Raw genomic sequence first — 12,882 nt, 5'->3', positions numbered from 1 at the left:
AACTTCTCTTCGGGAGTTCACGCCTAATAGACGAGCCACATTTCTCTATCTTAAGCTTAGAATAGGTGCCAACAAGCAGCGAGTCAACATCCAAGCGTCCTCCCCAAAAACCAGATTGAGCTAACCGGGCAGAGGCCATTTGGCGTGCGGTGTCGCCACCGCACTACCAAACCACCCAAAGGGTGCAACTCACAAAACGACCAGAGCCGCCACGATCGCCCATTAAAATGGCTGAATAATTTGCATCCGAAACGTCCATGACTTCCAATCTGATTATGGGGTCAAAGAAAAAGAGCTTGACAGGCGGCGTTTGGGGGGGGGTAGAATCCCTTCTGGTTGCGTAAAATACGATTTGAGTCTTACGTATTATACTCAATAATGCTCGGATAGTATTAGGAGGGAAGGACATGGGCATTGAGTTCCAGAACGACACCATCTTCGTAACTGGCGGCAGCCAGGACGACCCATACACGATGGCCGACCTCGATGCGGACGGCACAGTCGGTCAATACGTGACGCCCGGCGGCTACGGCAATCATGAATACGCCGTCAGCAAGGACCTGGTCATCGGCTCGGAGGACGCGGACACGTTCTTCGACCTCTCCGGCAGCATCATCAAGATGGATGCCGGCGTGACATTGACGGTCTATACGACAGCCCTTCGCGGCGGCCGGATGGGCGCGACCTTTGGCGCCAGTCAGAGCAACTCAGGCGTGACGCCGTTCCTCGATGAGCAGCTCACGAAGCAGCGGATCGAGCGCGTCCGGAAGCTGTTCTGCGAGAGCTCCTATCAGTTGGACAACACAACAGGGGACTGGATCGCTGAAGGCGTTGCGCCTCGTATAATCGCTGTGGCCGAGGACGATGTGATGGCCGATGGCCCGTATGCCTAATCCCAAGGAGGCGAAGGGCCCGATGAGAATCGCTTGTTTATCCCTGGCAGCCCTTTTCATGCTGTCGTTCAATGCTTCGGCAGGCTGGGACGACGCGAAGGGCCGGGGAATCTTCCCGTACTGGCAGGCGTGCTATGGATGCCAAACGGTCTTTATCTTCGTGAATGGGTCAGAGGACACGGAGGAGACGATCTACATTGAGCTTCGCGGCATGCACGATTCGTTCGCGCCGGAGCGGCGAGAGTTCAGGCTGTCGCCGCGGGAAATGCTGATTCTCTCCACCTCACCAAACGTAGGCGAGTGGGTCCCCGTGCCTGCCGGTTTCGGCTATGCGGCTTTCAGGTGTCAGCATGGGGGATTGATTCACCCTTTGTGCGCCGTAGTGAATCTTGCTGCCGGAACTGGCTACACCGTGCCGGCATATCATGAAGACGGCGGATTCTGACACAGAGCGCAAGCGTCGAACAGCCGTGGGAGGGTAACAGCTGACAGGAAACGAGCGTTTAATCTTGGATGTTATCCGTGGCGAGGGTCTCCTCTTCGCGAGCAGGGCCAGCTCCGTCCTGGCCCTTTTGGCAATGCTTGAGCGAGAACCGGCGGTTCAAACGCTTCTCGAGGCTGGGGCTGGCCTTGCACCGGAGATAGCTCGGACAATCCAGGCGCAGGGACTCCGGCAGGACGACCTGGGCGTGACGTGTCTTTCGTGTGTGCTATACAAGCTTGATCCTGCACTTGCTGCCGAAACGCTGGGACAACTACTGGGACCTTCACTGGCCCGACCGGGCTTCTTCTTGTCGCACTTCGCTGCGCACGTAGTGCGTGAGCAGGCCGGGCTGCCTACGAAGCCTGGGATGTTTTATACGCCTGACGAGGTGAAGCAGACGGTTCGGCAGCTCGGGCTACCGGGCTATGGGCCTTATGACGCGTATGCGTGCGTTGCGGGGCTCCGGACGAGATTGGAGAGGGAGCTTCACAGCGTCTATCTTTGCCCCTCCGATACATACACAGATTCCTACAGGGACCAGTGTTACTATCAACACTTTCAAGGCTCACCAGAAGTGCTTGGCAGGACCTACAGATACAACTGCTGGGGCCTTACGTTCTTCCCCAGGCGTTTTGTCATCGGCGAGCCGAGCGACGTTGACAAAATACTACAGGACAACTGTCGCAGTATCCCGGCCGAGGGCATCCGCCACGGGGACATCATAAGGTACTACCGGGTCTTTGACGGCCTCACGCTTCATACAGGACGGGTGCATTCTGTCCTCAGGCAGCCTGGGGGCCCTGTCCAGATCCGAGTTCGGAGCAAGTTGGGGCGCGATTGGGAGGTGATTCACAACCACGATGATTCTTGGACAACATACTGGGTCCCCGGGATGTCTGACGTGGACTACTTCCGCCAGGAAGCGCCGTTGAAGGGGATTGCTGACCTGTGGATCAGGACACATCTGAGCGACTACGGGGAACAGTATTGTGTGAATGCGTTTTGGGAGAGCCCGGACATCTGGGTGGACGCTCCTCCGTATGACAACATTCCCGACCCACAACCGGTTATCGGGCGGCCGAATCGAATCGCAGCGTTAGTGAGGAACCGGGGTGAAAAGGCAGTTGAAAACGTGTACATAAGGTACTACTGGACGGCCGCGACGGTAGGCGCACCGCCGCTGCTGCGCTGGAACCTGATCGCGGAGAAAGGGCCATTCAGTGTACCCGGCTATGCGGGGATGGCGCCGATAGGTCCTCCGGCCGTATTTGCGCCGATTGCGACATGGACACCCCAGGGCATCGTCCCGGTGCACCAGTGCCTTTTGGCGGTTGTCTTTGTGAAACGGGAAGGGTATCTGGGTCTTTATCCGGGAGACGACCCCAAGGACAGCTTCAACCCTGATCCCCTCGTCTATCCGTGGGAGCCAGACTTCCCAGCGTGGGACAACAGCATCGCAATGCGGAACGTATGGGTGATCCAGATGGAGCCTGTGCAGTTGCGTATGTTTTCGCTGGTTGTGCAGGCTCCGTCAGAGGTGAGGCCGGTCGAAGGCAAGATAGAGAGTATTCTTAGTTACGGCGCCAACCTGCCTCTTATGGGCCTGCCTATGAGTGTCCCGGCATTGGACGTGGTACTGACGGTTGCGGGCAAGAGCCAGAGGCTGGTCCCGATGGAGGAACACATTCGACGGAGCATACTGCTGATATCCGATAACGTGCAACGTCAAGAGCGTGAGCTTGGTGGCGTCCTTCTGCCGTATCGGCTGATGGGAGGCAAGGCCAGGCACGAGCTCCAGGTCCGCATCAAGGTCCCTAGGGAGGCGAAACCCGGCTCCCTTTATCATCTGCGGCTGGCGCAGAACGTTGACGGCTCTATCATCGGAGGCTATACGATCGTCGTTCGGGTTGCGCAGCGCGGGAGGTTTTAGCGGCGGCAAAACCGCCAATGTCTCTTCGGCTGAACCGGGCGGCAGCCGGGGATGTCCTCCGGTTGACCATCTGGGAAAGCCACAAACTACGCCAAGCAGGCCAGAGAGGTCGCCGAGGCGAAGGGCATAGGGCTACGTCAAGAAGGCGGGAGCCTCTTGGCCGAGATCGACAAGCTCTGACGATGTCTTGTGCGATGCGTTCACTGCACAGAAATGGTGAGGAGGTTTTGTTTGGATACGGCTTCCGAGGTAAGAATAGGCAAAGTCCTCTATTGTATATCTTGACACTCGAGCGATAACAGTTAGCGCTAAGCGCCCTCCGCTAAAAACTCATTGAGGCGATGGGCATAATGAGCGTATTTTAAGAGCATGACCAAAATCATAGACGAGCTTGGGGAATCATGGCAAAGGTCCTGATTGCAACGACGGAGTTGATACCTTCGCTGCCCTATCCTGCTGTCGGGGGCGGCCAACGGGCGTTCTCGCTCGGCGAGGGCCTCAGGTCGAGGGGGCATGAAGTAATATATTCCCTTCCAATGGAGCATCTGAGGAACAAGGAGGGCATTCCCCCGGACATCTTGCAGCTAGCCCATAGCATGACAGACATAGACGCAATAGTGGGCCAAGCGTCCCCGGACGTGGTTATATTTACCACTGCGTATCTCATGCGGTTCTACTCTGCCTGCTCTGTGCCAGCTGTGCTCGACCTCGCAGCAAACATCGAGCTCGAGGCAACCTTCACGCCCGGCGCAAACCCCGCCGACGTGCTGATGGGCCGGCTGGACCAATACAGTAAGGCCGATCTGTTCATTCTGGGCAGCCCCAGGCAGATTCCATGGTTCTCGGCCTTTTGGATGCTCGCTGGATTGGACCTCAAAGAGGAGCTTTACACAGTCGTCCCGATCTGTTGCTCGCCCGATCTTCCGCCCATCCCCGAGCGCCGAGAGCTCAGCTTCATAAGCGCCGGGATGTTCTACCCCTGGCAGAATCCGTTCGACGCGTTGCAGGAGGTTCTATCTGTGCTTGATGACGCGCGGTCGGGCGAACTCGTAATCTACACCGGCAAGCATCCCACCTGGGCCGAGATTCACTCCAGTTTGATCGACCCCAGGTCCAGGCTTGGCGAGAGCGAAATGCTCGATGTGAGGGGGCTTCTGCCGTTTGACAAGGTCGTCTCTGAATGGGGCAAATGTGCCTGCGCAGTTGATGTTATGAAACCCAACCTCGAGCGGCGGCTGGCTAATCCGATGCGAACGACGACTTATCTCTGGCTGGGTATTCCCGTTATTATCTCTGACTTTTATTGGATATCAGAGCTTGTGAAAAGCTATGATGCGGGATGGTTAGTTGACCCCTTGGAGAAGGGCGCGGTCAAAAAGGCTGTGCAGGAGATACTTCGAGACCCAGATGTTCTGAGGCAGCGTGCGGCAAACGCCCAGAGACTTGTTGCGGAAAACCTCACCTGGGACAGGTGCGTTGAGGGCCTGGACGCATTCTGCCGCTCGCCGCGGAAGCTTCGGAAGTCAACGAGCCTCGTTGCGACTGTGGCGTCCGAGGTCGCAAGGATGTCGGCTGAACAGGTTGCCGCGGCAAAGGAGCTTGGGAGGGTGCAGGAGAAGCTAGAGGTCCTGCGCGAGAAGGCCGACCGAGCCGCCGAGGAACTGAAGGAGAGAAACTCCGAGGTGAAATACCTGAGAGGGCGGATCGAGGCGATTCTCAACTCCCGAACTTGGCGGACGGTGCAATTCGTCAAACACAAGCTTCTGCGCATCAAACAGCGGGAGTCTAGAGGCCAGAGAGAATCCTGAGAAGCACCTCGCTCATCGTAACGACGTCAAGCGCGTTGTGGTGGACGACGTTTCGGATAGTCTGTGAATCCCTAGTCCTCACGAAGTCGTGATACGCCTTGGGGATCATACCGCCGGGGATGTCCCCGCGCCGCAGCCGGCCGCACACACGGGCCTCGAGCGTCTGGAGCTTGCAGTTGGGGAACTCAGCTCTGTATCGCCGACGGGCCTCGTGAAGCAGGTCTAAATGGAAACCGGGCTCTGAGAACGGCACGCCGTGATATACCGCCCTGTCCCTCAGAAACGGCACGTCGAATGATTTGCCATTGAAGGTTACAACCGCATCGCAATCCGCCATCTTGCCCCAGAAATACTCCAGAACCGCCCTCTCCTCCGAGTAGTCCCGAGCCAACAGCTGTTCCAGAACCATTTGAGCTCCCTTCAGGTATTGGAACCCAACCAGGAAAACGGGAGCAGCGGAAAGACCGCACGTCTCGATGTCCAAGTAAACCAGCCGCCGCTGATCAACCTCGCAGAACTGTCTGAGGTCCGGGTGCAGCGACTCTATGTCAACTCCGATCGCGCCTCGCTCGAAAACAAGCCGATAGTGTGCAACGAACCGCTCGGCGGCCCCCCAGATGTCCGACAAGTTTCTTTTTATGAGCAGGAACTTTCCGCTCTCGGTCTGCATCTCTTGGCCCGGCAGCTCCTCCGGCGGGTCAATGAACTCCTGCGAGGCGCCATTTAAGATAGTTGAGCGTGCCAATCCATGTTCAGGCACGCCCCGGTGAACAGTTGGCCGGCCAGTTGACGTCTTGAGCCGACTACGGTTCAGCTCACCGAGCCGCCTGAGTGATTCTTTGCTCATCTTCGGCATCTTGCGCCCCTAGTAATCACTCCGCTGTTAGAACGATCGCGTCTGAGGTTATCTGCTCGACCCTCCCGCCGATGGGGGCATGTATCCTCGCCCCAAGCACGCCGGGCTTCACATCAGCGAGCAGCTCCCCCCTGCTTACCCTGGCCCCCGCAGAGACCACGGGCGCCGCATTCTCCCCTGCGTGCTGTCTCAGCAAGACATTTACTCTCTCAACCGCAATCCGTCCTTTGTAGGCAGGCGGCATGGCCTCGTAACGCCCAATTCCAAGTCTTGTCTTCAATCGCGACGAGGGGAGCCGCCTATCCCAGTATTCCGCCCGCGGCTCGGGTTTAGAACTGTTGGTTATAGGGCGCGCAAATTTGCTTTTCAAGAACGTGTTGACGCGACTCGGCGAGATGCCAAGAGGGCACGCATAGAGCGTGCAAATGCCGCATTCCGAGCAGTAGTGCGCCTCGGTAAGAACGAGGTCGGACGGCGATAGCGCAAAGCCGATCCGACGCATCATCAGGTGTGGCCGCAGGGTGTGGCCGAGCATGTAGCGTGGGCAAAGCTCCGTGCAGAAAGTGCATTGGTCGCAGACCGACTTGGCTATCCTAAATGTGCGGTCAAGCGAAGACGACCTCTCGACAATCGCCCTTGAATCGTCAGGAAGGACACTGATAGCGGTGGTTGTCTTCGAGACAAACGAACGGGCGGGATCGATCAACTTCCCCATCATGACGCCGCCGTCGAGAACGGAAAGCCTCCTCAGCGATGTTACCCCCGCCGCCCGGAGCAGCTCGCTGAACGAGGCGCCGAGCGGTGCGAGGAAGGCTGATGGCCGGGGGACCTCCCCAGCAACCGACACCATTCGCTCAATGACGGGCATCCCCTTCATGGCCTGCGCGACGTTGTAAAGCGTCCCGACGTTCTGGACAACGACGCCGACGTCAATGGGGATGCCGCCCTGTGGCACAACTCGCCCAGTTGCCTCGAAAGTCAGCACGAACTCATCGCCAACAGGATAGACGTCCGCAAGAGGCAGAAGCTCGATCGAGCTGTAGGGCGAGGCTCTCAGATATTTCTTGAAAGATGCAATGTGCTCCGAGTGCTTCTCCTTGACCGCCAGGACAACACGCCCGGCGCCGGTGGCCTCGGCAGCCAGCAATACCCCGTCGAGGACCTCCTTAGTATGGGCCGCCATCAAGGCCTTATCGCTATAGCAAAGCACCTCGCATTCTGCGCCGTTTGCAATCAACACGTCAGCGTGGGCCGCCAGTTTAATGTGCGTGGGAAAGCCTCCCCCGCCGGCGCCCACCACGCCCGCCACCCTAACTCTCTCGATTATCTCATTCCTGCTAGCCATCCGACATCTCAGCCTTCCGCCCGCTCAGTGCGGCAAACAATTGCCTGACAAGAGAGATTATACGCAGTAACATATAGAACGAAAAACATGGACTGCCTGTCGGGCACGCAGGAATCAGAAGGCATACCCTCACCCTGGGATTCCGTGTTTATCAATACCCGGCACCGTAGCAATACTACCCCGCACAGGATGCCACCCGCGACCCGCACGGGTCATGCTTTGTGCCCGCGCCGGCACACATCGCTCACGAGTCGCTCAACCATTCTGCGCGCCGGGCCGCTGGCATAGTGCTTCCCATTTCGGAAGAGGCTTGCGCCAGCTTCGTCCGAGAACGCGATGCCGATGTCAGCCTGCCTGGCCTCCCCGGGGCCGTTGACAACACATCCCATCACTGCGACGGTGATGTCCGCATCAAGGCCTGATAGCTGCTCCCGGACGGTGGCAAGATAATTGACCAGATCGACCTTGCAGCGCCCGCACGTGGGGCATGCCACGAGCTCTACTCCGTGCGGGCGCAACCCCAGCAGCTTGAGGATGGCCACGCCGACTTCGACCTCGTCCAAAGGGCTCGAAGAGAGCGACACGCGTATCGTGTCCCCGATCCCGTCGAGGAGCAGCGACCCGATGCCAATGGCAGATTTCAGCGTTGCCTCGAGCCCCGACCCAGTCGCGGTGATGCCCAGGTGTAGAGGGTAATCGCAGGCGGCAGCTACCGCCCGGTAGGCGGCGACGGTCTCCTGCACATCGTGTGATTTGAGCGAGAGCTTTATGTTGGTGAACCCCCAGCGCTCGAACTTCCTTGCGCACGAAAGCGCTGACTCGGCCATTGCATCGGCCGTTGCGCCACCGTATTTTTTGAGGAGAGAGCGTTCGAGCGAGCCGCTGTTGATTCCGATGCGCAGGGGTATCCCTGCCGCAAGCGCTGCATCCGCGACGGCTCTAAGATGGGCATCACGCTTCATGTTGCCCGGATTTATGCGCACCGCGTCCACCCCGGCCGCTATCGTATCCAGCGCCAGCCGGTAGTCGAAATGAATATCGGCCACGACAGGGATCGGGCTCTCTTTGACTATCGTTTTGACTGCGTGCGCCCCCGCCTCGTCCGGAACCGCGACGCGCACGATGTCGCACCCGGCCAATGCCATCGCGCGGGTCTGCTCCAAGACGTGCTCGATGTCCGTAGTTGGGCACTTGCTCATCGACTGGACGGAGACCGGAGCGCCCCCGCCGATCTGCACGTTGCGAACTCTTATCGCCCGAGTTTGACGTCTGGAGTGCATACTTAAGAGCCCCAATCCAGGAGTTTAAGGTGCATCAGGACGCGCTCTACATCTTCCTCTAGGGCTGCCACTGTGGCGACGAGCCGCATCAGAAAATCTTTCCGGGGTTGAGGATGTTGTTTGGGTCAAAGACTCGCTTCACGCCGCGCATCAGCTCAAGCTGCGTCCGGCCAAGCTGCCTTTCAAGAAAGCTGACCTTCGTAATCCCGATCCCGTGCTCCCCAGTGATAGTCCCATCGAGCTCAAGCGCGGCCTCAAAAACCCGTGCGCTAGCCTTCTCGGCCCTTGCTTGCATCCCATCTATTTCCGGGTCGTAGAGAATGTTGACGTGAATGTTGCCATCCCCCGCGTGGCCGAAATTGGCAATGATGAGGTCCATCTCCCTCGCCACCTCGTCCACACGCCGCAGAAGCTCCGGTATCCGGGAAGGGGGCACGCCAACGTCCTCGTTGATCTTACGAGGCGCGAGGCTTGATACGGCTGGGGAGAGCGCTCGCCTCGCCTTCCAGAGCTCCTCTCGGGCATTTTCGTCGTCAGCAGATTCGACCGAGACCGCGCCGCATTCTTTGCAGATCGACTCGATCCGTTGACGTTGGTCAGCAAGCACCCGTGCGGGTCCATCGGCCTCGATGATCAGGATAGCGCCGGCATTCGTGGGGAGCCCCATCTGGGTGTGTCGTTCGACCGCCTGAATGCAGGTTTGGTCCATGAACTCGAGCGCTGATGGGAGAATCCGCGATTCGACTGTTCGGGCGACCGTCTTTGCGGCCGCGGCGACCGAGGGGAACACTGCCATAATCGTTGTCTTGGCTTCTGGTAGCGGAATCAGACGGAGGTTGATCTCGGTGATAACCCCGAGCGTGCCCTCGGACCCGCAGAAGAGCCGGACGAGGTCATAGCCAGCCACGTTCTTGACCAGTGAACGACCCACACGGATCGTCTCCCCCGTCGGCAGGACCACCTCGAGGCCGAGCACGTAGTTTCTGGTTACGCCATACTTGACACATGTTGGGCCGCCAGCGCACTCGGCGACGTTGCCGCCCATGGTCGAGAAGTTGAGGCTCGCGGGGTCGGGTGGGTAGAAGAGTCCCTTGTTCTCGACCGCCTTCCTGAGGTCGGCGTTGACAACGCCCGGCTCAACAGTAGCCACGAGATTTGCAGCGTCTATGCTCTTGATGCGGTTCATCTTTGTCAGGCACAGCGCAATCCCGCCCTCGGTGGGAATCGAGCCGCCCGTGAAGCCGGTGCCCGCACCTCGGGGGAAGACAGGTATCCGATGCTCATTGGCGAGCCTCAGGACCCCGGCGACCTGATCGGTCGTCTCTGCCCAAACGACCAGCTCCGGCTGGGATTGAAGCCGGGTGGCGTCATAGGAATAGCAGGACCTCTCCGCCTCGCCCTCGCTGAAGTTCTCGGCCCCGACGATTCCTTTGAGCAGTTTTTTGAGCTTTCTATCCATCCTCTTTATTGCCCTGTCCAGCTTTTCGCACCCATCCAATTGAGAATTAAACGAGGCGGAGTGTGCGCTACTCAGGCCTTGACGTCAAAGGCTGGGCCTCGTGTTACGAAGAGCTCCCCAAACGCCTCCAACTGCCTCGGGAGCGGGTTTAGGCTGACCATTGCCCTCAACCTGACAGTCTTGAAACCGACCGCGGTAAGGCCGTCAACGAGCTCTGCTGAGTGCTTGACGATGAGGCTTTTTACGGCCTCTTTCTCTGTCGCAAACAGGCAGCTTGCGGTGCGATTGTTAATTGCGGCGACCGCCTTGACTCGGCCCAGGCCAGAGAGATCGATCAAGAGCGAGACCTGGCATCGGTCCGGATTGATCCGCCCGTCCTTTGCATCCTCTTTTCTAGAACTGACCATGAGCTCTGCCACGCCGCTCTCCCCTTGCCAAAACAGGGGAAGCTGCATGTAAAGCTGCGCTCCCTTCTGGTTCAGGAAATGGTTGGCGAGCTGCTGAAACTCGACGTTGTCATAAAGGCTGCTGCATAGGTTTAATAGCCGCTCTATTTGCACCCTGGCCGCAGGCTCGCGGCCGGTCAGGCCAGATAGCCTACTCGAGAGCATGTTGACGAGCCGCTTGAGGCTCGGTTTCAGCGTCTTCTGAAGCTGCCGCTTGAGAAGCATAAACGGTGTGCCAAGCAGAATCGCCCGGGCTATCGTTGCCTCGTGCATCAGCCCGAACATTTTTGCGAGCGAGGATAGCCTCTCTGCGATCGCCGCAGGATCGGGGCTCTCTTGAGGCCCGAGAAGGGCTAGTATCCGATCGATGAGCGAGAGCTCGCTTGACCGAAGTTCGCCTCCCGCACGCAGCGGAGCGGCCGCCTCTCTTAACAGGTCCGTAAGCTTTCCAATTGAGCCGTTTGATCGCCAGGCCTGGGCGAGTGTGCGCAAGAATTCGCCCTCTACCTTCGCGTGTTTAGACAGAAGACCGAGCCTTATCTCGCTGCCCAAGGTCTGGACTCTCGCGAGTATCTCCTCTTTCGGCGATAGCGCCACCTTGGGCCTAACTACGACGCTCGTTCCCTTGAACGAGACGATCGCACGCCCGTCCGGGAGAACTTTCAACACCTTGCCCTTCAGCACGTCTCCGACCTTCAGCGTCAACCGGGGATGCTGGACGTCCTGGTCCCTCGATAGAATCCGCATCTGGCCGACTATAAGCTGGTCTATCGCGCCAACGAGGCTCATAATGGCACATCCTCGCCTTCGGTATCGCTATCGTCACCGCTGTGGCCCAGGGGCGGCGTGGCGAGCGTGCCAACGACCACTGACTTCGCTCCCGCCTTCTTGAGCACTTTTGCGCACTCGTTAGCCGTGGCGCCACATGTAAATATGTCGTCAACCAAGAGGACGTTCGCTCCCTCGACAACTCTTCTCTGGGTGACCTTGAACGCGCCTTTCACATTCGCGATGCGCTTAGCGCGGGCAAGCGTGCTCTGGAACTCCGTCGCCCTGATCCTCGCGAGCACCTCGTATTGGACGGGAACGTTAATTGCTTTGCTCAAGTAATTGGCCAGAATCGCTGACTGGTTGAACTCGCGCTCCCGAAGCCGCGAGACGTGCAGCGGCACCGGGATTATCAGCTCGGCCCCCAATGCATTGCCGGGCCCGCCGTTTCTGAGACGGTCGGGGAGGTTGCTAGCAAAGAGGGGGCCGAGCGAGTCTTTAATGCTGAAGCGTCTTTGATACTTGAATGCCAGAATGGCGTTCCGTATCGCTCCCTCGTAGAGGAAGATCGAGAATGCTTGATCAAAATGCGGCCGTTCCTTAAGACATGTCTCACACACGAAGCAGCGAACGTCCTCGACCGCGCTCGGCTCAAAGGTTGGCCTGCCGCACTTTGCGCAGCACGCCTCGCCCAGGCGCTGAAAGAGCGAGGCGCACTCAGGACAGACCGGCGAGCTCGATGGGCTCTTGCCGCACAGAAGGCAGCTCGACCTGAACACGAGCTCAAACAGACCGTGGAAGGGGGCTGCGATCGCTCGTGAGATGCTGGGCCTGTTGCGCGTCGAGGGTGTCATTGCCTCAAGTCCCGGTCGATTTGCTCGATCTTCTCGGCCAAAAGTTCTCGAGGCATCGCCTTGTTGAAGTATCGAAGTGAAAGGATGAGGATGGCGAGGTCGTCGATGTATCCCAGGCCTGGGATGGCGAAGTCCGGAACCAGGTCGAGCGGGGAGACGAAGTAGATTATGGCTAGGAGAAGGACGAGTTTGGGCAGGATAGGCGCTCTTTTGTCCCAGAAAAGAGACCAATATAGCCTCGCGAAGTTGGGTAAATGAAACAGAAATGAGACTATATTCCCATAGTTGGGAATACCAGACTTGCGCAATCCGCTCATGTTCTTGGGAGACCTTTTCCACCAGACCATCCTGCAATCATACCTCAACGAAGATGTCAGCGACAAGGTCTGCGGGCAGTCGAGCGCCTCGTGTGATTTTAGGGTTGTGGATCACTACACTGATGGCCTCTCGGTTCCCCGCAGGGGGGCCACAATAGTAGCCGTAGTGCAACCTACGGCTATTCGTATTGTCCCCCTTGCGGGGAACTAAACGACAAGGAGTCCGTTGCGGCGACAGATTGCCATGGCGGACGCGGAGATCGACCGGCTAGTCTATGAGCTCTACGATCTGACGGAGGCGGAGAGCAGAATTGTGGAGGGGATTTGACACGGGGTCTGGTGTTTGGCTAGCTGAGGAACAATTGCAGCATGAGTTTATGGAGATTCAGGACATAAGCGTGGAGCCAGATTATGCACGAGAAGGCCCAGGGGCAATATATCG

11 protein-coding genes are annotated in these 12,882 nt (G+C 58.4%); 4 read left to right on the top strand and 7 right to left on the bottom strand.

Annotated features, from left to right (window positions below; translation table 11 throughout):
• Positions 1-407 precede the first annotated feature (407 nt).
• The 4 genes from VM163_06455 (at position 408) to VM163_06440 (ending at position 5,115) form a co-directional block, all read left to right on the top strand.
• Positions 408-893: a hypothetical protein gene (locus VM163_06455; protein HUT03516.1), complete on the top strand. Its 486-nt coding sequence runs from the start codon at positions 408-410 to the stop codon at positions 891-893.
• 22 nt (positions 894-915) lie between these two features.
• A complete protein-coding gene (locus VM163_06450; GenBank protein ID HUT03515.1) occupies positions 916-1,338 on the top strand; it encodes a hypothetical protein in 423 nt (140 codons plus the stop codon).
• A 64-nt stretch (positions 1,339-1,402) separates the two neighbouring features.
• The gene (locus VM163_06445) at positions 1,403-3,307 is read left to right on the top strand and encodes a hypothetical protein (GenBank protein HUT03514.1); all 1,905 of its coding nucleotides are present in this window, start codon (positions 1,403-1,405) and stop codon (positions 3,305-3,307) included.
• A 401-nt stretch (positions 3,308-3,708) separates the two neighbouring features.
• Positions 3,709-5,115, top strand: coding sequence for a glycosyltransferase family 4 protein (locus tag VM163_06440; GenBank protein HUT03513.1), 1,407 nt, complete (start codon positions 3,709-3,711; stop codon positions 5,113-5,115).
• Here the strand turns inward: VM163_06440 and VM163_06435 are convergent.
• From VM163_06435 to VM163_06405, 7 genes are all read right to left on the bottom strand, one after another.
• Complete coding sequence (locus tag VM163_06435; GenBank protein HUT03512.1) at positions 5,093-5,962, bottom strand: ribonuclease H-like domain-containing protein; 870 nt, start codon at positions 5,960-5,962, stop codon at positions 5,093-5,095. The two genes, VM163_06440 and VM163_06435, sit on opposite strands and share 23 nt — an antisense overlap.
• Before the next feature lie 25 nt (positions 5,963-5,987).
• On the bottom strand, positions 5,988-7,316 hold the full coding sequence (locus VM163_06430) for a 4Fe-4S dicluster domain-containing protein (GenBank protein ID HUT03511.1): 1,329 nt from the start codon (positions 7,314-7,316) through the stop codon (positions 5,988-5,990).
• Positions 7,317-7,528: 212 nt separating this feature from the next.
• On the bottom strand, positions 7,529-8,596 hold the full coding sequence (gene ispG, locus VM163_06425; GenBank protein ID HUT03510.1) for a flavodoxin-dependent (E)-4-hydroxy-3-methylbut-2-enyl-diphosphate synthase: 1,068 nt from the start codon (positions 8,594-8,596) through the stop codon (positions 7,529-7,531).
• An 88-nt stretch (positions 8,597-8,684) separates the two neighbouring features.
• Entirely contained in the window at positions 8,685-10,055 is a 1,371-nt protein-coding gene (locus VM163_06420; GenBank protein ID HUT03509.1) for an FAD-linked oxidase C-terminal domain-containing protein, read from the bottom strand.
• 71 nt (positions 10,056-10,126) lie between these two features.
• Complete coding sequence (locus tag VM163_06415; GenBank protein ID HUT03508.1) at positions 10,127-11,290, bottom strand: hypothetical protein; 1,164 nt, start codon at positions 11,288-11,290, stop codon at positions 10,127-10,129.
• On the bottom strand, positions 11,287-12,123 hold the full coding sequence (locus tag VM163_06410; GenBank protein ID HUT03507.1) for a ComF family protein: 837 nt from the start codon (positions 12,121-12,123) through the stop codon (positions 11,287-11,289). Before VM163_06410 ends, VM163_06415 begins: the two co-directional genes overlap by 4 nt.
• Complete coding sequence (locus tag VM163_06405; GenBank protein HUT03506.1) at positions 12,120-12,470, bottom strand: DUF1232 domain-containing protein; 351 nt, start codon at positions 12,468-12,470, stop codon at positions 12,120-12,122. Before VM163_06405 ends, VM163_06410 begins: the two co-directional genes overlap by 4 nt.
• Positions 12,471-12,882 lie beyond the last annotated feature (412 nt).

Source organism: bacterium, from assembly GCA_035527515.1.
Taxonomy (GTDB): Bacteria; B130-G9; B130-G9; order B130-G9; family B130-G9; genus B130-G9.
The sequence above is the reverse complement of the archived record's forward strand: the minus strand, read 5'-3'. Positions and strand labels throughout refer to the sequence as shown.